22 protein-coding genes are annotated in these 20,512 nt (G+C 34.7%); 4 read left to right on the plus strand and 18 right to left on the minus strand.

Features of this window, described 5'->3' with window-relative positions; all coding sequences use genetic code 11:
- Positions 1-288 precede the first annotated feature (288 nt).
- The 17 genes from EIZ39_RS08565 to EIZ39_RS08640 form a co-directional block, all read right to left on the minus strand.
- Positions 289-1,689: a hypothetical protein gene (locus tag EIZ39_RS08565; protein ID WP_164984972.1), complete on the minus strand. Its 1,401-nt coding sequence runs from the start codon at positions 1,687-1,689 to the stop codon at positions 289-291.
- A 200-nt stretch (positions 1,690-1,889) separates the two neighbouring features.
- Complete coding sequence (locus EIZ39_RS08570; protein WP_129199501.1) at positions 1,890-3,554, minus strand: stalk domain-containing protein; 1,665 nt, start codon at positions 3,552-3,554, stop codon at positions 1,890-1,892.
- Positions 3,555-3,876: 322 nt separating this feature from the next.
- Positions 3,877-4,371, minus strand: a complete 495-nt coding sequence (locus tag EIZ39_RS08575) for a hypothetical protein (RefSeq protein ID WP_129199503.1) — start codon at positions 4,369-4,371, stop codon at positions 3,877-3,879.
- A gap of 138 nt (positions 4,372-4,509) precedes the next feature.
- Positions 4,510-6,177, minus strand: coding sequence for a recombinase family protein (locus EIZ39_RS08580; RefSeq protein WP_129199505.1), 1,668 nt, complete (start codon positions 6,175-6,177; stop codon positions 4,510-4,512).
- A 45-nt stretch (positions 6,178-6,222) separates the two neighbouring features.
- Positions 6,223-6,702 carry a recombinase family protein gene (locus tag EIZ39_RS08585; RefSeq protein ID WP_129199507.1) on the minus strand — a complete coding sequence of 160 codons (480 nt, stop codon included), beginning with the start codon at positions 6,700-6,702 and terminating at the stop codon, positions 6,223-6,225.
- Positions 6,702-6,863: a hypothetical protein gene (locus EIZ39_RS26485; RefSeq protein ID WP_164984973.1), complete on the minus strand. Its 162-nt coding sequence runs from the start codon at positions 6,861-6,863 to the stop codon at positions 6,702-6,704. The genes EIZ39_RS08585 and EIZ39_RS26485 overlap by 1 nt, the downstream gene beginning before the upstream one ends.
- A 249-nt stretch (positions 6,864-7,112) precedes the next feature.
- On the minus strand, positions 7,113-7,976 hold the full coding sequence (locus EIZ39_RS08590) for a tyrosine-type recombinase/integrase (RefSeq protein WP_164984974.1): 864 nt from the start codon (positions 7,974-7,976) through the stop codon (positions 7,113-7,115).
- A 19-nt stretch (positions 7,977-7,995) separates the two neighbouring features.
- Positions 7,996-9,870 carry a DUF927 domain-containing protein gene (locus EIZ39_RS08595; protein ID WP_129199511.1) on the minus strand — a complete coding sequence of 625 codons (1,875 nt, stop codon included), beginning with the start codon at positions 9,868-9,870 and terminating at the stop codon, positions 7,996-7,998.
- 211 nt (positions 9,871-10,081) lie between these two features.
- On the minus strand, positions 10,082-10,492 hold the full coding sequence (locus tag EIZ39_RS08600) for a hypothetical protein (protein ID WP_129199513.1): 411 nt from the start codon (positions 10,490-10,492) through the stop codon (positions 10,082-10,084).
- Positions 10,493-10,548: 56 nt separating this feature from the next.
- Positions 10,549-11,073: a hypothetical protein gene (locus tag EIZ39_RS08605; RefSeq protein WP_129199515.1), complete on the minus strand. Its 525-nt coding sequence runs from the start codon at positions 11,071-11,073 to the stop codon at positions 10,549-10,551.
- A gap of 198 nt (positions 11,074-11,271) precedes the next feature.
- Positions 11,272-12,348 (minus strand): helix-turn-helix domain-containing protein, encoded by a 1,077-nt coding sequence (locus EIZ39_RS08610; protein ID WP_129199517.1) that lies wholly within the window; start codon positions 12,346-12,348, stop codon positions 11,272-11,274.
- A gap of 141 nt (positions 12,349-12,489) precedes the next feature.
- Positions 12,490-12,924 carry a hypothetical protein gene (locus EIZ39_RS08615; RefSeq protein WP_129199519.1) on the minus strand — a complete coding sequence of 145 codons (435 nt, stop codon included), beginning with the start codon at positions 12,922-12,924 and terminating at the stop codon, positions 12,490-12,492.
- A gap of 508 nt (positions 12,925-13,432) precedes the next feature.
- On the minus strand, positions 13,433-13,741 hold the full coding sequence (locus tag EIZ39_RS08620) for a hypothetical protein (RefSeq protein ID WP_129199521.1): 309 nt from the start codon (positions 13,739-13,741) through the stop codon (positions 13,433-13,435).
- Entirely contained in the window at positions 13,734-14,108 is a 375-nt protein-coding gene (locus EIZ39_RS08625; RefSeq protein ID WP_129199523.1) for a hypothetical protein, read from the minus strand. The genes EIZ39_RS08620 and EIZ39_RS08625 overlap by 8 nt, the downstream gene beginning before the upstream one ends.
- A 29-nt stretch (positions 14,109-14,137) precedes the next feature.
- On the minus strand, positions 14,138-14,377 hold the full coding sequence (locus tag EIZ39_RS08630) for a hypothetical protein (RefSeq protein WP_129199525.1): 240 nt from the start codon (positions 14,375-14,377) through the stop codon (positions 14,138-14,140).
- A 63-nt stretch (positions 14,378-14,440) separates the two neighbouring features.
- Positions 14,441-14,932: a RadC family protein gene (radC, locus tag EIZ39_RS08635; RefSeq protein WP_129199527.1), complete on the minus strand. Its 492-nt coding sequence runs from the start codon at positions 14,930-14,932 to the stop codon at positions 14,441-14,443.
- 63 nt (positions 14,933-14,995) lie between these two features.
- Positions 14,996-15,385, minus strand: coding sequence for a hypothetical protein (locus EIZ39_RS08640; protein ID WP_129199529.1), 390 nt, complete (start codon positions 15,383-15,385; stop codon positions 14,996-14,998).
- A 174-nt stretch (positions 15,386-15,559) separates the two neighbouring features.
- Between EIZ39_RS08640 and EIZ39_RS08645 the strand changes: the two genes are divergently transcribed.
- The 3 genes from EIZ39_RS08645 (at position 15,560) to EIZ39_RS08655 (ending at position 18,379) form a co-directional block, all read left to right on the plus strand.
- Positions 15,560-16,273, plus strand: a complete 714-nt coding sequence (locus EIZ39_RS08645; protein WP_129199531.1) for a hypothetical protein — start codon at positions 15,560-15,562, stop codon at positions 16,271-16,273.
- Positions 16,274-16,491: 218 nt separating this feature from the next.
- Positions 16,492-17,532 carry an AAA family ATPase gene (locus EIZ39_RS08650; RefSeq protein ID WP_164984975.1) on the plus strand — a complete coding sequence of 347 codons (1,041 nt, stop codon included), beginning with the start codon at positions 16,492-16,494 and terminating at the stop codon, positions 17,530-17,532.
- Positions 17,522-18,379: an SIR2 family protein gene (locus EIZ39_RS08655; protein ID WP_129199535.1), complete on the plus strand. Its 858-nt coding sequence runs from the start codon at positions 17,522-17,524 to the stop codon at positions 18,377-18,379. Before EIZ39_RS08650 ends, EIZ39_RS08655 begins: the two co-directional genes overlap by 11 nt.
- Positions 18,380-18,489: 110 nt before the next feature.
- Here EIZ39_RS08655 and EIZ39_RS08660 read toward each other — a convergent pair whose 3' ends face one another.
- Positions 18,490-19,674 carry a DNA-methyltransferase gene (locus tag EIZ39_RS08660; protein WP_129199537.1) on the minus strand — a complete coding sequence of 395 codons (1,185 nt, stop codon included), beginning with the start codon at positions 19,672-19,674 and terminating at the stop codon, positions 18,490-18,492.
- A gap of 200 nt (positions 19,675-19,874) precedes the next feature.
- Here EIZ39_RS08660 and EIZ39_RS08665 point away from each other — a divergent pair, with 200 nt between their 5' ends.
- Positions 19,875-20,474: a BglII/BstYI family type II restriction endonuclease gene (locus EIZ39_RS08665; protein WP_129199539.1), complete on the plus strand. Its 600-nt coding sequence runs from the start codon at positions 19,875-19,877 to the stop codon at positions 20,472-20,474.
- The last annotated feature ends 38 nt before the right edge of the window (positions 20,475-20,512 follow it).

Genomic DNA, 20,512 nt, shown 5'->3' on the forward strand with positions numbered 1-20,512 from the left:
ATTTACTCGGTCCTAGCAAGGTTCTTATACTATTTCTAACATAGTAAGTATAAATTGATACAAATGTATTCCATGTTCTTTGTTTCTTCAGAGCATCTACATCACAACTTCTAAATAATCAAATAGTACAAAGCCATCGTTAAATATTTTCCCTATCCAACCAATCCCTAAACTACCTGTAAATTTTAAAATACACTTTCTTGCAAAACCAAACGGATTCCCAATGACTATCTGAGAACCCGTAAATGTTAGTCTGTTTTCTCAATATATATATTGGCTAGGTTCAGGTTAATATAATGTAAGGACTACTTCATCGCCTACTAACCAATACTTTTCTCCATCCCAAGTAACATCAGATAAATTACTTTCAAAACCAGTATCATGCTTTAACCAATCAATTCCGTCTTTAGAACTAAGTACAGTCCCCTTTGTCCCAACAGTCATAAACCGCTTACCATTCCAAGTAACAGATTTTAATGATTCACTTATTTTAGAATCCCTCTTTAGCCAATTGATAGCATCTTGAGATTCTAATATAATTCCATTATCACCTACAGCAATATATTTATTACCATTCCATGATATTTCATTAATTGTTTCTTCCGTATCTATTTTGTAATTAGTCCAATTCAAACCATCAGGTGATGTATATACTTCCCCTATCCCACCTGCAACAAACTGGTCTCTACCCCATACGACAGTTTCCAGATAACCACCCATCCCAAAATACTGGTTATATACAGTGTCATTTTCTCTCCAGATTACTCCATCTTTTGATGTAGTTATCCATCCATAGCTTCCTACTGCCACCAATTCACTATCATTAAAACCAATAGAATTTATATCATCTAATAATTTACTGTCCACTAATGACCAATCTATTCCATCCGTTGAAGTAACTAAAGTTCCACCACTCCCTACTGCAATAAATGACTTACCATTCCACATAATATCATTTAAATAGACATTCTTTAACGCTTCGTTACTAATGTCAGCCCCCATCCATGCTTGCCAACTTCCATCTACAAAAACATCTACATTTTCACCAACTGCAATACATGTATTATTATGGCAAGTAATTGAGTTTAAATCATTGTTACCTTGTAATAGAGGTTCTACTATAAAAACAAAATTACCATTTAACCAGTTACCATTTAATTCTATTTCACCATTATCTAGGTAACTCGTACCTGTCCCTTCCCATTTACCGTTTTTCCAATCTCCTTCGTATTTTATTTTTCCATTTTCATAGTATTCTTTAGCTTTTCCGTTTAGTTCATTATCCTTCCAATCTCCGTCATATTTTAGGGTTCCACTACTTTCAGAGTAATATTTTCCTTGTCCTGTCTTTTTTCCCACTTCCCAGTTCCCATCATACTTTATTTTACCGTTTGAAAAGAATTCCCTTCCCTTTCCATTGAGTTTTCCTTCCTCCCAATGCCCTTCAAACTCTAGATAATTGTTATTTGAATAGTACTTTCCATTGCCATTCCATTTCCCGTTTTTCCATTCTCCATCATATTGAAGCGTTCCCGTTTCATAATACGACTTACCAATCCCATTTTCCGAGTTATTTTCCCAGCCACCTTCATACTTCACTCTACCATCAGGGTATTCTATTTTTTTATCACAAGCTGTAAATAACAAAATAAAACATAATAGTACAAGATTGAGTACAATTTTATTCACCAATTCATTTCTCCTTTTTGGATGGGTTGTATAAAGTGAGAGTTCCTAGTATGTATAGAGTTTGTTTTATCTTTTGAACATTTAATAAGGGTACCCAACTTATCAATAACTTGATAAGTCACGAGTCCCCTTTTAAATATGCAAATGATCAAAATAACTATATGATTAAAGCACTTATGAGAATTTACTATTGGTATTTCTTAATTACTTTCTACAGCATCCTCTAACAGTTCAATTATATCTATTACTTCACTATTTCCACTGCGACCCCATTCACGCTTTAAGTGATTATATACTGGTTTGGGATCTAGTCCTTTATTCAGTACCATTTTAACAAGACTAATGGTATCCTCACCATTAGGTTTACCTACCCTTCTCCCGTATGGGTATACCAAATACTGGAGAGTGTCCATATCATCTTTATTCTTTATACTAGGATCTGCACCATTATCTAATAATAACTTAATTATATCTTTATTCCCCATATCAATAGCCTGTTGTAGTAATGGCTGTTTAAAAAGAGAGTCACTAACATTGGGATTAGCGCCTGAATCCAAAAGAAGCTTCACAATTTCCGTGCTATTACTAAATACAGCAGCCATTAGTGCATCATACTTTAGGAATAGTCCAGTACCTTTAGGTTGTTGTCTAGTTTTGATATCTGCACCAATTTGAAGAAGATACTGAACTACCTCCTTATTGCCCCTTAAACATGCGGATATAAGTGCTGTGTTTCCCTTTTGATTGATTGAGTCTTTATCAATACCCGACTGAATTAATGCTTTAACAATTTCTAGCCTACCTTCTTCCGCAGCTTGTACTAATCCCTCTTCTCCCTCGTACTTCTTCTCCCCAAGTCCCAATCTTTCTTTGGTTTCCTCATCAAATAGTACACCTTCTTTTTTTCCAAGCTCTTTGAGATAAAAATATTCATCTAACATATTGTAAAAATCGCCTGCTACCATAACATGGATAGGTGCTTGATATTCCAATCCCGTAAGGTTATTTACTAAATTAATGATTGAATTACCAACAAAGATTCCTCTTGCTGTAACACTATCACCCTTTTTTACATTATTACTACCAAAGTAGAACATTTGATAATAAGTCTGATTTTCATAGATTTCTGTAATAGGATTAATTTTTCCACCAGTATATCCAATTGCAATAGTAAGAATATCATTGTTGTCCATTGTTACTCTTGTTATATCTTCAATAGTTATTCTATCAGCAAAATATTTATTTGCATTCTTATCTACAGACATCATATCTCTATCTTTTGAAAAGTATAAACCAGGATCTTCTGTTAACTTTTGAATTGCCTGCTCAGTTAACTGCAGTTGATTACTTGTGTACTGGGGTATATATTTAGATAGATAATTAATATAAGCACTTGCATCATAATTGTTTTGGGATTTTTGAACTACATACCCTTCATCTGTTGAAACATGGACAGTCTTCGTAGATACATCCCACGTTACACTTGCTCCTGCTGCCTCCCCTACAAATCTAACTGGAACCATTGTTCTTCCATTTATTATTTGTGGAGCTACATCCAGAGAAATCTCTTTACTATCTTCACCCACGTAGGCACCTAACCAACCAATCTTTGTTCTAAACAAAATTCTTCCATCTTTATAAGCATCAATTATCTGTTCACTTGGATCCCATTGAAGCTCAGCACCAAGAGCCTCAAATATTCCTCTTAATGGTACCAATGTCCTTCCATTAATACTTACAGGATGTTGGTCAAAGGATAATACTTGACCATTAATTTTAACTGATATTTCACTTGCTGCTGAACTAACTGCTACTCCACTGAAAAGTAGTGACGATACAACTAATGTCTGAATTATCTTCTTCATATTCGCTCCCCTTTTTCTCTAGTTAAAGTTAATTAGTTAATATCTCGAACTTTAGGTGTTCTTTTTTATTCCCCCTTATTACGCAGTTGTTAATCTAAATTAAAACTAGTAACATCTGGTTATTCGACAATATATTCCATTAACCTGCATTTATTTTAAAAATTTAACAGGATTTAACATTACACTTGTTTTTATGTAAACTCCAGTTCCAGTAATGATGAATTCTAAAACCATATAACACAAAAAGGAAAAGAGAAGTCAAAAGTGACCTCTCTTTTCCTTTATCTTTATTATAAATATGATTGAGTAATGCTTGACTTAATTATTTAACAGCTGCCTTTAACCAATTATCTATTATTTCAAAATTGCTCTTTTGACGTACCCTACCATATAGTAATATAGCAAGACATGCAATTCCTCCAAACGCGAATACCTTTTGTAAATCTAAATGCGATTTTATAATTGCCGCTGATTTATCACTACTTGCCTCAATGGATGCCTTTATGAGTTCAGTCTTATTAATGTCTTTAGTATTTAACCCATCTATCCGCATAAGGAGCCTAATTAAAAAATCTTGTTCTTGCTCATTTATTTGATAATGAATATTGGCAACACTTTGGAGAAATACTTCTTGATATGTTAGAACACCATTTCCAGTATCGTACAGTAATTTATGAAAGACTTTTAGTGCATCTTGATCAAGTTTTGCATTATTTTTAACTATTTTTCTAATTATATTAGAAATTGTTGTAAATGTTGGAGCTAATGTTGTACTTCCTGCCAATTTTTTTAAGCCTCTTACACCAATAACATCCATATAAACCCCTCCTAAATTGGGTATTATTACCAATTGTTTTGTTGATATCTCTATAATTCCTTAATAAATCCTTCTCTAAACCTCAAGTATTAAATTTTTTAGATATCCTTCTAGCTTGTTTTTCACCTCCTTTTAAAATTAAATATCGATATAAACACAAAAAGGAGAAGAGAAGTCATCAATAAATAATGACTCCTCTTCTCCATTACCAAGCAAATATTTCTTAACCTCTTTATTTATCTGAATACGTATCGTTTCTATTTTCCGATCCTCATTTATTGTTATCTCATGTATTAGAAGATGAAGTAATTGCTTCCTTTGTTCACGTGTTGTAGTCTCGTTGAGATTATTACTAAAGTTGTAAAGGATAGCTTTTACCAATTCAAGAGATACATTTTGTGTCTTATTGCTTTCAACAACTTCTTCAATTGGAGATAAGCGACTCTCAAGCAACGCTATTTCTTCGTTTAACTTATTTAGACGTTCCTTTAAAACAACCTTTTCAATGTCGCCATCTTCATATAATTTTAAAATCCTCTGCTTTTTCTCTTGAATACTATGAATTTCCTTCTTTAACACTTCATAGTCCTTTTTCAAAGGATCTAAGCTATTATTATTATTTTTATTTATTTCCCCTACAATATCATGTAGTAACTTATTACTGTTGGATATTAGATTTAATTTATTTAATACATATGCATCAGCATAGTCGGTTCTCACACTATTTGAATTACAGACGCTAGTGCCTTTATTCTTCCATGCTCCGCATACATAATATTCAAGAACTCTTTTAGTTCCATCTTTTCTTCTATTTGTAGTCCTACCAAGAACCATACCAGCACCACATTTTGGGCACTTTAAGATCCCAGTAAGAGGGAATTCACCAGTATGAATTCTGTTTGGTTTTCCCGTTCTACTCTTTAGAATTGATTGAGCTTTATCCCAGACTTCCTTAGTAATGATGGGAGAGTGCAATCCTTCTTGAATAATAGGGGTTGGATTAATATTATTTCTCCTTTTATCATTCCAATCCCTTCTTACGTTATAGCGTACTAAACCTACGTAAACTGGGTTTGTTAAAATGTTTTTTACAGCTATTATTGAGAAAAAATTTCCCTTTTTGCTGCGGTGACCTTCCTTATTTATAGTATTAGCAATTGACTTATAGCCATTTCCCTCTACATATAATTCAAATATACGTTTCACTGTTTGCGCCTCCTTTTCATTAATTACAAGTTTTGTTGACTTTTTCTTACTACTACTCTTATTAGTAGTTTCCACCGTATTGTAGCCAAGCACTTTACCACCATTCCATGACCCCTGTCTAGCCCTTGCTAGCATTCCCATTTTGACATTCTCAGCTATATTGGCTCTCTCATACTCCGCCACAGCAGCCATTACATGAAAATGTAATTTACCGTTTGGGGTTTCTGTTTCATGATTATCTGAGTGAGAGCGAAACGTAACATTATTTCGATGAAGTAAATCTACTATTTTTAATATATCAAGTAGATTCCTAGCTAAGCGATTAGTCTTCCAAACTAAAACCATATTAAATCTCTTTTCGTTTACATCCACCATCATTTGCTGTAGAGCAAGACGTTTATTAATGGACTTCCCACTAACTCCACGGTCTATATATTCCTTATATACTTCGTAGCCATTCTCCAAGCACCATTTATTAAGAATTCTAACTTGCTCATCAATGCTGTATCCCTCTTCAGCTTGTTCTGTTGTTGAAACACGAGCATATATTGCTACCTTAATTCCATTTAATTCTGAGAAAGTATTGACCTTTACCACCATTATTCCTTCATCCTCCTTTTGTCTATACAAATTAATAAGTTTTTTTTATCCATAATTTCTAACAAATCTAAGTTTCTTTTTGCGCCTACTATTGCTATCATATTCCGCTATAGCCGTCATCATATGGAAGTTAAGGACTCCAGTAGGTGTTTCTGTTTCTATAGAATCAGAAATAGACCTAAATGTAATATTGTTGCTATAGAAAACTCCAATGGTATTACACAATTGGAGTATTCTTCTAGACACATCTTTTGCCTTCCAAACGACAACCATATTAAAAGACCTCGTTTCAGCATCTGCAATAAGTTCTTCTAGAGTTTTACGAGTATTAGGTTTGTTGCCACGGATACCATAATCAACATACTCTTTATAAACTTCATAACCGTGTTCCCTACACCACTCACGTATTAGCTCTAACTGATCTTTAACATAACTACCACTATTCTTATCTTCTGCTTCTACTGAATTACCATGTACATAAATTGCTACTTTTTTAAATTGATCTGTTACTGCTCTTGCTAGCATTATTCATCTTCCCCCTTAATATCCTCTAGTAATTTATTACCCTTCTCTAACTTCTCATCTCGTTCTTTAGTAGATTTACTATTCATATATGTGACGACCATCTCAGCTAACATACTGACTAAGAGATCGTATTTTGAGTTATTTGCTGTATCGAAATTCATGGTTAATTCCTCCTGTATATTTAAGATAAATTAAAATCAATAACTTGAAGGGGACATAATTATATTAAATTCTTGAAAATTAATTTATTCCCCCAGTTCCCTCACTATTATTAGAAAGTGAGAGATTTTTAGGTTGGAAAACATCCTTACTTTTAATTGAAAAATTTGTTGGTTTTGAGTTAGGGTGTTTTCCGTTCTTTTTTAGAATTCTCTCTCATCCCCAATTTGCTGGGGGGACTGAGGGAAAGTTTAGAGTGCCAATTGCTGTATGGCATCTTCGATGTCCTGATTCATGATATGAGCATAACCGCTTGTAGTCTTTAGACTAGAGTGACCTAGCAGCTCTTTTACGGCTACAATGTTTACGTTTTTGTGTACAAGTTCAGAAGCAAAGGAATGCCTTAACACATGGCAAGTCACCTTTTTGTTCCACCCTAATCTATCTACCGTTTCTTTTAAGATCCTATTGACGTAGACATCAGAAAGGTTTCCAGATCTCCCAGTTAGAAATAACTTCTTAGAATCCATACGAACTCTCCAGCCTTCAATATAATGCTTTAAAGCCTTCTCCAACTCTGGGTGAAGAGGAAGCCTTCTTGACTTTTTACCTTTTCCATTTTTAATAAATATGGTCTTTTGATCAAAATCAATGTCTTCCAATTCCAAAGATAAACATTCAGTTATTCTAGCCCCAGTAAAAAAGAGTGTAACTATGACTAGTCTAACAAGTGGATGTTCTATGGCTCCAACAAGTGTTGTCACCTCGTTTGATGTTAAGAAGACACGCTCAACCTTCTCTTCTTCAAGTCTTTCTAAATGCTCAGCGTGGTTTTGTTGAATAAATCCAGCTTTTTTACAATACTTAAAGAATGAACGAATTGTATTCATTTGCCTATTTCTACTTGATGCCTTGTAGCTTCTTTCATTAATTAGCTTATCAAGGTAGGAAGTCATGTTACTTCCTACCACATCATCTATATCCTCAACACCTTCTTGTTGAAGATGTCTTAAAAACATCATTAGGTCCTTTTGATACTCATCAATTGTTCCCTTACTTCTATTTTTATTGCTTAGCTCTTTAAGAAACTGTTTAACAGCTACTATTGGGCTCATGGTCTCTTCACTCCTCTTTCTAATCTTCTCTAAAGACATCCATAGGACTAGTAGGATTCCTTTTAACCTTGCGATTCCTAGCAATAGGGTTAGGATTAAAGCTCTCAAGTTTACTAATCTTCTCATTCTCAGATGTGTAAAAATCCTCTAGAATGTTACCCTTGTAAACAATACAATAAGTATAGTCACCCTTAGTTGAGTACTTCTTATTACCGACTGCTTCTTTACGGAGTTGTGCTTCATCTTTGCTGAACACTTGTTTTTTTAACATACTTCTTTTAATATCATGCTTTAAGAAGCCATTAGATTTAAGTTCAGCTAAAAGAACTTGAAGGTCAGGAAACCCTAACTCATTTGCAATTTCTTTTAAAATAATGGGAAAGATATAGCAATTCGATGTGCCACTATCGACTTCAATCTTTCCAAAGATCTTTTGATTAGGATTAACTTCTTCATCCTGGTACTTAAAGCTTCTTTTATTCTGAATAATGTATTGGCGCAAAGCATAGTAAAATTTAGGAGCCAATTCACGTACATCCATGGAAGCCTCTTCTTGTTCAATAAGCATTTCGGTTATGTTTTCAATTGAGAGGTTCATTCCTAAAGCTTCATTAGCTAGCTGAGCACCTGTTAATATGAGAGCAAATTTCCCCCCCACCCTACTTGCAAACTTCGAGTCAGGCAATCTTTTCTCAAGTTCCCTTTTAAAACTTTGCCAGGTTTCTTTAATTTCTTGGGGATCTTTAGTCAATAAGTACTGAACATATTGACTACCTGCATGTCCGTAATTATTGGCCAAAATATCTTTTAGTGTTTCAGAATGCTCAGCACTTTTGGTCCATTGCACATTCTTAAATTCAAAAAGTCTAACATAGAGCCCCTCGTTGGCATCAGCATTTTCTAGAATGGAAGCTTCTCCAGTAAAAATCATTACTGTTGCCCATCTTTCAGTATCCTTTAGTACGGATTCTTTATTTAAGCGAGCCTTATCTTTATTCTGAGCCAACTTATATATGAGGGATGTAAAGGTCTTATTGCCAAGGTTATTCATGGATGTTTCATCAAATATGATGATTACTCCCATATTTCCAGAAATAATACTCTGTAATGCATTAGGAGTACCATTAAAGGATTGAATCAACCCATTATTCGTTATGCTAGGACTACCAAAAGGAGATGCGGCAACCACAGCAGCAGTTGTTTTTCCAGTTGTTGAGTTCCCTACCATATTCAAAAGTAATGAATCAACTTCAGAGATTTCAGTTACATTTAATAAACCAACTATAGGAGCTGCAAAACTTGCAGCTAATATTAATTCCATTGGTGTATATCCTAGAACATGTTCTTCTACAACTTTTAACCACTCCATGTACGAGCCTTTTGGTTCTATTTGAAGTGGGCCTATATACTTAGAAAAGGGCTGTATCCCTTCTTGATAGACCTGATGATGACGGAAAATTAAATTATCATCATTAATTAACCAACCCAGCTTACAATGAGTATAAGTTTTGGATGCTATCTTCTCGTGCTTATCAATAAAGTCAAAGACATCATCGACTTTCCTTCCGCCAATATCTATCCCAATACTTAGGAAAGTTTTTAATTCGGGCTTAACTAACTTTGATCTATCAATGGTGGCATACTCCCACCTATCAAAAGAGAAATACTTCAAATTTAAGCTAACTTCCTTAGTCTCTATGCACTTAATAACGGAATCGACAAGTGTAACGAAGCCTACTTCAACTTCCTTCTGCTCGCCTTTATTGTTTGTGACTATTTTAAATAATTTATTACCTTTTACTATAAAATAGTCTAGTTTGAAATATGCCGGAATGGACTGCTTTTCAGTTGAATCTGTTATACTGACAAAGTTATTTTCATTAAAAATGTTCATCTCAATTGCCCCTTCCTATAAATTGATAAATGCTTTACTCAAACTATCCATTTATTTATCGTTGACTTATTTATTTGCTGATGGCGTAATAGATACAATGTTGTGAACATAGTGCTTTGGTTATAAGGCTTATTAGCAATCTGATCACATCTCTTCTTGCGTATTGGGGTAACAATGTAATAATTATTACCCCTTAGGCTTTTTCGCAGTATTATTCATCTTGCTCGTCAATGTTGGACACCTCTTCGAGGTTGACATATTCTCTACCATCTTTGGATACAACCTTCATTGTGAACAAGAATACTTGACCAATTAATTTATTTATTACTAAACTCTGTCCTGGATCAGGCATACATCCCGATAACTCCATAAGCTTTCGGAAGGGAGTTCCAGACTTCCAGTTAGGATAGATGAGAAATGACTGCTCCAATTCATTTCCTTCAGTATCTTCAAACTTGCAGAAAAGCCGAAGAGCTACCTTTTCGCCAGCTTTAACCAAGTTCGACTGTATAATAGTGGTTGAATATTTACCGTCAATGAGCGCCTCAAGAGTTGGACGCACAAGCGACAATTCTTCGGATGGATTTATTAACTCTTCTTCATTATGATTAAAGGTTGTCATGGATCTAGTCTCCTTATGTTTGAATATGAAAGATTTGATATTTAATTTTCAGCTTACTATTCTTGGTTATCCGCTTCATCAACATTGGACATCGCTAAATCTACATCTATGGCGTTTAAATCTGTCTGATGCTTAAGAATAAATATAGCTGCGGTTTGATCATCAATATCGTGATATAAAACTTCTGCGAAAGAAATGCTAGTTTTTTCTGAGAAGTCTAGTTCAAACAGTTCAGTAAGCTCATCAACAAGTTCAGATGAGTAGATTACTCCTTTCCTACCGCTTTTCCGCAGGAAAAACTTTGTATTATTGACTGAAAGGTTACTGCCAATAGCAATACCATTCTCAACAATCGCAATTTGCACATCGTCCTGGGTGCCTATCACTTCGAGTACATCTTGGGCAATTGTAAGACGCTTGCCATGCATCTCCGTGTTTACAATCGTCAGCTTGCACGGCTGGCCTGAAAGCTTTGGCAAGGGCTTACTTTTGGGTGCCCGAAAGGTAAATGAGCTATTATCATTTCTTTGGGAATTACTATCATTTCTTGCGTCCTCTGTTTGTCTAACATCCTTCATCATGTGGACATCATCCTTTCAACTAAGTTTTTTAACTTGCTGTCTATCAGCAACTGTACCTAGAATAAAGGAAAATTAGTTATCCATCAGATTTGACCAAACTGTTAGAAGCTCAGAAACGAGGAGAAATAGACGAAAAAAAATAAGACCCTCAAAAAAAGGTCTTATTCCATCAATGTTTTTCATCAATCTTATGAAATTTCATTTTCCCAAAAGTCTTGTGGTTTTACTGTACGACTCCAATGATCTAATCCATATCTCATATAACCTATCTTTGATTTGTCTAGATATATCCGTTGGTTTAAGACTGTTACTTTTAAGCGATTTCTTAAGCATCCGTTGAATCAACTTCATTACTTGAAAGTGGCGAATTCTATATTCATTGGATACTTCTGGGGTATATAGAAAGGTTACACTCGGGTCATAAATCCCCTCGGCGTAACGCTTCTCCCAGTCTAAATCTTGAAATATGATATATAGTTTAGAGTTGGAATTTGTTACATGATGTTTTTGGATAATTCGGTCCAGGAACTCGTGATATATAGAATACTTTAGAGGATGAAGGCTACTTGATGTAACTACTTTACATTCAATGAGGCTCTCTTCAACAGGGTCTATATCACTAATGCTTACAGCACAGAAAATCTCATAATTGTAGTTAGTCTTGACAATTCCAGTTCCCTCTAAAAACTTCCCTATGTAAAATCGATTGACATACCAGTAATTAACCTTCTGCCTTTTTTCTCTTTTTGAATCAGGATGAGCAGTATTACTCCCATTACTTTCAATAAGACGAAAACTCTCCTCAAATTGTCGCCTTATTTTCCGCTGCTCACCTATCGATTTTTTTTCAGATTTTGAATCCTGTATCCATGAAAGCAATCGATGTGCTGCTGTTTGGCTTATTTCAATTTGACATTTTCGGGAAACAAGGTCCTGTACCTTTTTTATGGACCATCGAGATGCGAGATGCCCAAACTCTGCCTGACCATCTGCCAAGAGTTTTGTTATTTTCCTCTCTTGCTCCTTTGTCAATACTCTAGGTCTACCACTTCGCTTCTTGTCTTGTAACCCCTTGTAACCTTCTTTCAAAAAAATATTGATCCATCTTCTTATCGATTCTGTGGAAACACACAATAAAGCAGCTATTTCTTCATTTGAATAACCTTCATTTTTGTGTAATATGGCTTTTAACCTTTGAGTGTAGGTCTCATTATGGTTATTTAGTAACTCATTCCGAATAGCTTCCATTGTGTGATTATCAAAATTACAATTCATGTTGACCCACCCTGTACAGTTAGTTTCCTACACCTATCTTATCATAGAAGGTACTCACATAACTCCTAATGAACACTTTAGGCAGGCTTAGGAAAGCGCTAAAAAAAGAGGCCTATTCCCCTTTTATGGGAATAGGCTAGATTATTGCTTTACTATTATCTTATGAGGATAGTATCTTGCTATATACTCAAACACTGCATTATTAATAAGTGAAGTCATACTAACAATTTCACCACTTTTGCGGAGATTTTGTATAGTAATATATAAATTATTTTCTAGGTAGTTTGTATATCGCTTGTGAGTGTTTTCAAAACGGACCGGTTTTTGTGGCGGTTTTCTATGTCTTTCCCTGTTAATTTCAAAACTGTTTAATGGGGTATTCAATTCTTCTCCTTGGTGATACTCTTGATTTTCTCTTATATAATCTGAATTTTCCTTTCTTAAAATTTTTCTTCTTGTAGCCTCCTTTTGATCATTAATCTCATGGACAACCTCATTGTTTTTTAGTTCTCCTTCCTTGCGTTTTAGTTCATATTTTTTAATAACCTCTGTAAACTTTCCTTGTTTTATTTCCATATCCGCCCACTCCGTTTCTGTATACATTTACATAGATATCTATATATTTGTTTACGGAAACATAGTGAAAATTGAATTTTCAGTTCCCCCTAACAAATTCCACCTTAATTTTTGCTAGTAATGAAAAAAGCCTTTGACTCTACATATTCATCAACGGCTTCATGTTTCAATGATATTTATGGCTGATTTAATTAAGCAAAATGTACAATTGCAATTACACGAACAAGGGTAAACTTTCACTATATCGCTCCTCATTATTGAACTTCTAATCTTTTTTTGTTAGTTCTTTTACTAATTCACTAGCAATAGCCACTATTACTGTTACGATTACTTTTCCCCACACCTAGCTTCGTCTCCTTTCAAGCTAACTACGGTATAGTCCAAATCTTGACATGGTTTATTAGCCTATCAATTAGGATATTTAGTTAATAAAACTAGGTTTACCATTACCGTGCCATGAGATGTGTTTAATTTTTAACAAACGTTTAACCCTACTTATTTTTGTTAGCTAATCTACAAAATCACTCCATACTCTCTCTCCATTTATCAAGCTGACCAGGTACTGAAAACCCTGTTTATCCTCTTTTTGAATTAACCCCATTAAATATTCCGTATCTTCATTAATCTGCACATCCATAAACCATACTATTAAAGGGTCACCTCTAAGCTTGTCGATGTCATTTATGGGAATTAGATCGGGATCGATCTCGTTCTTATACAGTATTACACTTTCCCAATCAAAATTATCTGTATTCAGTTCTAGGTTCCATTGTTGCTTTGCAATCCTATCAATTAATTGATTAGCTAAATTACGCACTTATTCTTCCCCCTTCTGTTTGGTTCCGTCTCCGCTCCATTTGCTCCCACAAGTCCAGCACGTAGGGTACAACCACTTCATCGACAAGGGTCCTTGCCATACTCTTAAGGGGTGAGTCCAGCCAAACCTCTGCTGTGTACTGATGTCCCCCTTTCAGATGGAAAGCGGCTTGCAACCTACCTTCTACGACTTCCTTTCCTACAACATGGCAGCACTCTGGAACAACCTGCTGAATCAGTTCTCTGAGCAGTTTCGCCTGCTGGTCCGTGTCTAGATCTAGGAGCATAGTAAAATCAGCTTTTTTAGATTGGACAAAGTACTTTAAGCGACCTAATTTACCTTGAAGCATAGCTATCAATAAGTGCATACTATCCACCCTTTCTTTGAATTAATCTATCACTTCTTATAGAGTAAGTACTGAAAATAGTCATCAATCATCTGTCGGTCCTGTTGATTTACGACTCGCTTAATGGCTTGCCTAACGGAGTATTCATCTATATCAATTTCCTCAGCCACTACCTCTTCTAATAACTGCTCAATTAACTCTTCCTCGGTCAAAAGATCATCGGTTGAAGAACAACGGCTATCTCGGTAAAAGACCTCTCCATCAATTGTAATCTTGTTATAGTAGGTCATTTCTATTACTTCTCTCCTTTAGTCATTTTTAATAGTTTTAAGAAATATCACTCTTCCTCTTTTCTATAACTGTCCATTCTCTTTTAGTGAAAAGAACTTATCTTCACCTATGATTAAATGGTCAAGCAAGTCTATACCGAGAATCTCACCAGCTTGCTTAAGTCGCCTAGTAACTTCTATATCCTCTCTACTTGGAGTTGTATCTCCACTAGGATGGTTATGAGCGACAATTATAGAAGCCGAATTAGACAAAATGGCACTTTTGAATACTTCTCTAGGATGAACAATTGAACAATTTAGGCTTCCAACATGGCATACATGTATAGCATTTGGTCGGTTTTTGGAGCACAAGTTGACTACTAAAAAGTGCTCCCGATCTGCATCTTCAAGGAATCCTTTCAACAGGTCATAGGCATCCTCAGGTGATCTAACTGCTCGTTTGGAGTAAAGAATGCTAGACTCCTTTACCATCTTGATGCTGACAACATTTACTCGTTTAGCTGGTTGCTTACTAGTTACTATTTCATCTTGTGGTTTTCTCGTTATCTTTTTCATTTTTATTAGCTCCTTTGTTGGGTAATATAAAAACCTCTATTCCATTAGAATTGGAATAGAGGTTTATGAATTCATTGCTTGTTCAGAAAGCCAATCTTCAATTTCTTCATTTAGACTACCTGCAATGGAATAGAAGAGCATCATTCTGTCGTTATCATAAAGAAATCCTATCCTGTATATGACTAAGTCATCTAATTCAATTAAATCAACATATTCTGGAGTTGATTCAATAATACTGTGCTGCAATCCCATTGGAATAAAGTTGTTATCCCCAGGCTCAATACATACCATATATCCGTGTTCTCTCAAACTGAACTTTTCATCCAGTTTACCATTAGAAAATGCATCATATAGACTTCTCCATTCCTCTTCCAAGTAACTCATGTATGTTGGGTGTATAATGTTAGCTTCCCGTAGTTCCTGGACATCTGCTTTAGTCATAATAATTCTCATAAAACAATCATCCTTTCATACTGATATAGTTGTAATATCAGGTCTATAATATATCTTTATATTCAAAATAGTTACACTTTTAACTAATATTGAATTACATTTATTATAATGCGGATTGTAGAATTGTGTGTATTTTTGGTAAATTAGTAGTATTAAGAAAAGGAGATGGTTACTATGTTTGGGGTAAAAAACGAAATCCTAGATCAGTTAATGAGTATAGAAGAAGCCTCTCAACTCTGGAATTTGGAAAAGTCATTTATTCGTCAGTTGTGTATGGATGGTCGAGTAATAGCAAGACGTATTGATAACACATGGGTACTGCTCCGCAATCAAGATACTCCTCAACTTGATATCCTCACACCAATTGATCCTCAACTTCTCCAAGAAGTTAAAAAGTTAATTAACTCTTACCCAGACAAGGTGTTTTCATGCTTTATCACCGTTCCAGAAGATATTTTAGATAGTCCCGTAAGTACGCTCCCAAAACTGTCCAATCACTTTAGTAGTACCAACACCAGTCGAACTATTAATTCGATTACACAAAGCATCAAGAAACACCGAAGAAATATTTCCACTTATAATGATCCCGTTACCATTCGTGAGTTAATGAGCAAAAAAGTTGAAGTAGTTCAGAGGTATCGAAGTATGGGAGAAAAGGCCTTTGAGTATCTCTTAATAATGTTATTAAAGGTTGGACAATTTGAACCTCATATAAAGGATAATAAACATGTCTACTCTGTTTCATCACTTAGTAAGATAGTGCGTGGTGGAAAGATTGTAATGATTAAGAGGCTGCTTGAGGATGGTAAGATTGAAGGGGCATATAAAACAAAAGAAGGAGAATGGAGAATTCCAAAGTCAATTATGAAAGGATTAACTAATTCTTAAAAAACACTAATAACTCCGCTTGCTAAAATCATCATCTAAAGAGCATTAAATTAAATAGTTTATAATAATAGAGTTAAGACGCAAACATAGGAGTAACTCTTAAAAGAGAAACGGAAAAACATCTATTCCGTCGTATAAATAATGGTAGAATATAACTGTATTTTTAATTATCCCAATACCAGTAACTTAAACTTTAGATAGATATTGGAGGTGTTTGCTTGAAAGTTATAACTTTCTTTAACAATAAGGGTGGTGTCGGCAAAACAACACTGGCTGTCAACGTTGCTTCATTTATTTCAACTCAGTATGGAAAAAAGGTGCTATTCTTAGATGCTGACCCTCAAGCTAATTCAACCCAAATGATGATTCCCGAAGATAAATGGCAGGAGTTTTATGGGGAAGATGCTAAGCGGGCGACACTTATGGATTATTTGGCTCCAATTGAAGAAGGTGATTCGAGTCTATCCTTTATTGATGGGATATACCCTCATGAAGATAATCGCTTTAATGTAGACCTTATCCCTGGTCATCCGAGCCTTTCGATTATTGAAGATATATTAAGTGATAGTTGGAACAAATGTGTCGGAGGCGATTTGGGAGGATTTAGGAAAACTAATTGGCTACGATTATTAAAACAACATTATGAAACTTCCTCGGAATACGATTATATGTTTGTAGACGTGGGCCCTTCATTGGGTGCCCTGAATCGAAGTATATTGGTAAATACTGACTTTATAATAACTCCAATGGGTTCAGATATCTTCAGCCTGATCGGTGTATCCAACATATCAACTTGGATTAGAAATTGGATGCATTCTTACTCAAATGCTATTACTCTCTTATTCGATAAACATGACCATCAATCTGTTCAAAAGTATCCACTCAATTTTGACATAGAAAGTACATCTAGATTGATAGGGTTCTCTATTCAACAGTATGTAACGCGTACCTTTGTAAAAGGAAGGCGTCCTATTGCTTCTTATGATCAGATTATAAGAAATGTCCCAAGTGCCATTGAGCATTATCTAGGTTATCTTATTCGGGACGGCTTAGATATTGAAAATTTGAATTTAGGAGATGTACCATATCTTTATAGCTTAGTCCCATTAGCACAGTCAAATAAAGCACCAATGTACAATCTTACTCGTACTGATGGGGTAGTCGGTGGACAAACAAGTTCAGTAAAACAATATAAAGAAATGCTTGGAAGTATTTGTGACAAGATCTTAACTAATATAGGTGATAAAGATGCAGATTAATTGGCCTGACAACTTGGTTGAAGAAATTGCTTATAGACGTTGCGTACTTTTCCTAGGAGCTGGCGTTTCTGCATCCGCTAAAAACAATGAAGAGCAATCCCCTAAAAAGTGGGGAGAGTTTATTAATGATGCAATTGATTTAATTAGCACACCAACTGAAGAAAAGTTAGCTTTTATTAGAAGGATGGTCGATCAAGGAAATTATCTACTAGCTTTACAGGCTATTGTCGACTCATGTGACCCTGGGCGTTATGCTAATTATTTAAGGCAAAACTTCAGCAGACCAAACTTCAAAGCTTCAAAATTACATGAATATATCAAATCAATAGATTCAAAGATAGTGGTCACAACCAACTTTGACAAGATTTATGAGAATTTATGTAATGAACATGGTTATACAGCAGCAAACTATAGTGAGACAAAAAAGATACTTACAAATTTAAAAACAACTGAAAATTTAATTATTAAGGCACACGGTACTATTGATGACGTAGATAGCTTAGTCTTCACCCAAAAACAATACAACGAGGCAAAGAAGAAATATCCAGGGTTTTATAATATTTTAAATTCCCTTTTTCTAACAAACACAGTTTTGTTTTTGGGCTATAGTTTAAATGATCCAGATATTAACCTCATTCTCGAACTGGTTGCAAACTCAAGTTCTTCAAGTAGCCCTCACTATGTAGTAATTAAACAGGGTATCGACATAGAAATAAAAAAATACTGGCAAGAATGTTACAATATTTATCCTCTCGAATATGGCCCAGAATATGAAAACTTTGAAGAAAACATATTATCCTTACATGATAAAGTATGGGAATATAGGGAAAAGAAACGAATACCTTAGTTGAAAATATTAATAAAAAATAGGCTACCCTGGGTAGCCTTTAGATTACTCATTTATAGGGGGAACAGTTATTCCCTTGATTTGAGCTTCTTATCTTAGAGGATCATTTTCTAGTTATTATTACCTAAAGTTTCTGGCAACCAATGATTGTTCATTATCCGTAAATGTCTTGTATTATCATTAAATAATACATTTTTATTTGATTGAATATTGTTAATTACTTCTTGATGGAATTGAATATCATCAAATCTTCTTATAATTGAGTCTATGGGACCTATTTCGGAACCTATCCAATTCCGTCTCAATATCTCACTTACAATATATGTTGTTCCACTTCCCCCAAACGGATCAAACACGGTATCTCCTTCATTGCTTGCAAAACTTATTATGCGTTCAAGGAGTTTTAGAGAAAGCTCATTACTCCCCCTAGTTTTATACTTTCCATGTCTCACTGGAGAAATATCATACCAAACGTCTGTAAGATTAACTCCATTAACATTCATTCTATCCTTATAACCGCCGTAATCACGGTAGTCTCCTCCACAATGCCTACAGACTTCCAGTGGTAAACGCTGAGCATTATACGCGTTTGGTCTTTCTCCTTTTACATAGTATAAAAGTGAGTAATGTGACGGATATAATCTGTTTTGTATAGGTAAACTATTTTTTACATCAACAGCAATCCAATTTCTAAAGTTTAGATGTTTGTTCAATATTTCTGAAGTAAATGTGTTCCATTTTGGGATATTCCAGATGAAAAAGGAACCTCCTTCTTTTAACAGTTTTACACAACCCAAGACCCATTTTTCAGTCCATCTCAGGTATTCTTCTTTAGTTAACTTATCATTAATGCCTGATTCATACATTTTATTAAGATTAAATGGAGGATCTGCAAAAATTAGATCCACCGATTCATTAGGTAAGGATTCAATTAACCGTAAACAGTCAGTTTGATAAAGTTGTCCTAAATCTGTATAAAAATTTGGTTCCATTTCCACGTTATCATTTAATTGATTATTATTATTTACCTCGTTTATTAACTGAGCTATCTCTTCGTATTTTTCCCCGATTAGTTCAAGAATCCTTGAATCAAGGACTCCCATTTTTAATTTAAATTGAAGTTCAGTTAAACCACTTTCCACCAAAATTCGCTGTAAATCATCTCCAGAAGGGAGAATTTGCTCTTCAGCATAGAATCTTAACCTTTTAACAGTTAAGTTACATCTTCTGGCAAAGGCTTTCAACTCAGTATCATTATTTATATTTAAAGTTGAAAATAGTTTATTGTTTTCCATGATCTTTACCTCCACATGCTATTTTAGCATTATTATTAATTTAAGTTAATGTAATAAAATATCAATTACCTTTATGTTAAATCAGGATCACATTATTTAACTTTTTATTGACATGAGATCCCGATTATTTTAGAATAAATTCATCTGATCCTGATTCAATTTATTACCATCAGGATCACAAACGAGGAGGAGAAACATATATGAAAATGAAACAAGTAGTTGAGTTAATTAATGTCGGAGACCAGCAATCGGAAGTAAATGAACTCATGGCGCAAGTTAAAGAGGCGATATCCTTAATGGTACATCCCTCCGATTCAGGAAATTTTCTACTCTTCGAAGGAAAAAAGGCAAATGGTGTTAAGCCAATAAAAGATACCTTCTTACATCAGCTAAATGCTAAAGGTTGGATCTTGGAGCATAGGTTAGACGTAGGTGTTACTAACACTAAACCAGGTCCAATTGATGCTGTTCACCCTGTTGGAAGCAAGTTTTTCGCAGTCGAGTGGGAAACTGGCAACATTGCCTCTTCTCATCGCGCACTTAACAAAATCATGACAGGCATCATTAACGGGGTACTTGTAGGAGGAGTTTTAATTCTTCCTAGTCGTGAAATGTACGAATACCTAACAGATCGAGTCGGTAATTTCAGAGAATTAAGCCCTTATTTTGATGTATGGGCAAAAGCTAACTATCCTATAACACAGGGATTTTTAGCTGTAATTGAAATTGAACATGATGGTTTGACCTCTGATGAAGATGCGAGAATATCCAAAGGTACTGACGGTAGAGCACTAGTCTAAAATAAAACAAAGAGAGCAGATAATCACTGCTCTCTTTG

Origin of the sequence: Ammoniphilus sp. CFH 90114 (genome assembly GCF_004123195.1) — a bacterium.
Taxonomy (GTDB): Bacteria; Bacillota; Bacilli; order Aneurinibacillales; family RAOX-1; genus YIM-78166.

Excerpts from the sequence above, each read along its gene's own strand:
- EIZ39_RS08580 (WP_129199505.1), bottom strand. The coding sequence starts at position 6,177 with ATGGTGGTAAAGGTCAATACTTTCTCAGAATTAAATGGAATTAAGGTA.
- EIZ39_RS08595 (WP_129199511.1), bottom strand. The coding sequence starts at position 9,870 with ATGAACATTTTTAATGAAAATAACTTTGTCAGTATAACAGATTCAACT.
- EIZ39_RS08575 (WP_129199503.1), bottom strand. The coding sequence starts at position 4,371 with ATGGATGTTATTGGTGTAAGAGGCTTAAAAAAATTGGCAGGAAGTACA.
- EIZ39_RS08600 (WP_129199513.1), bottom strand. The coding sequence starts at position 10,492 with ATGACAACCTTTAATCATAATGAAGAAGAGTTAATAAATCCATCCGAA.
- EIZ39_RS08655 (WP_129199535.1), top strand. The coding sequence starts at position 17,522 with ATGCAGATTAATTGGCCTGACAACTTGGTTGAAGAAATTGCTTATAGA.
- EIZ39_RS08660 (WP_129199537.1), bottom strand. The coding sequence starts at position 19,674 with ATGGAAAACAATAAACTATTTTCAACTTTAAATATAAATAATGATACT.
- EIZ39_RS26485 (WP_164984973.1), bottom strand. The coding sequence starts at position 6,863 with ATGAATTTCGATACAGCAAATAACTCAAAATACGATCTCTTAGTCAGT.
- EIZ39_RS08570 (WP_129199501.1), bottom strand. The coding sequence starts at position 3,554 with ATGAAGAAGATAATTCAGACATTAGTTGTATCGTCACTACTTTTCAGT.
- EIZ39_RS08640 (WP_129199529.1), bottom strand. The coding sequence starts at position 15,385 with ATGAGAATTATTATGACTAAAGCAGATGTCCAGGAACTACGGGAAGCT.
- EIZ39_RS08605 (WP_129199515.1), bottom strand. The coding sequence starts at position 11,073 with ATGATGAAGGATGTTAGACAAACAGAGGACGCAAGAAATGATAGTAAT.
- EIZ39_RS08615 (WP_129199519.1), bottom strand. The coding sequence starts at position 12,924 with ATGGAAATAAAACAAGGAAAGTTTACAGAGGTTATTAAAAAATATGAA.
- EIZ39_RS08590 (WP_164984974.1), bottom strand. The coding sequence starts at position 7,976 with ATGAGCCCAATAGTAGCTGTTAAACAGTTTCTTAAAGAGCTAAGCAAT.
- radC (WP_129199527.1), bottom strand. The coding sequence starts at position 14,932 with ATGAAAAAGATAACGAGAAAACCACAAGATGAAATAGTAACTAGTAAG.
- EIZ39_RS08630 (WP_129199525.1), bottom strand. The coding sequence starts at position 14,377 with ATGACCTACTATAACAAGATTACAATTGATGGAGAGGTCTTTTACCGA.
- EIZ39_RS08645 (WP_129199531.1), top strand. The coding sequence starts at position 15,560 with ATGTTTGGGGTAAAAAACGAAATCCTAGATCAGTTAATGAGTATAGAA.
- EIZ39_RS08585 (WP_129199507.1), bottom strand. The coding sequence starts at position 6,702 with ATGCTAGCAAGAGCAGTAACAGATCAATTTAAAAAAGTAGCAATTTAT.
- EIZ39_RS08610 (WP_129199517.1), bottom strand. The coding sequence starts at position 12,348 with ATGAATTGTAATTTTGATAATCACACAATGGAAGCTATTCGGAATGAG.
- EIZ39_RS08665 (WP_129199539.1), top strand. The coding sequence starts at position 19,875 with ATGAAAATGAAACAAGTAGTTGAGTTAATTAATGTCGGAGACCAGCAA.
- EIZ39_RS08625 (WP_129199523.1), bottom strand. The coding sequence starts at position 14,108 with ATGCACTTATTGATAGCTATGCTTCAAGGTAAATTAGGTCGCTTAAAG.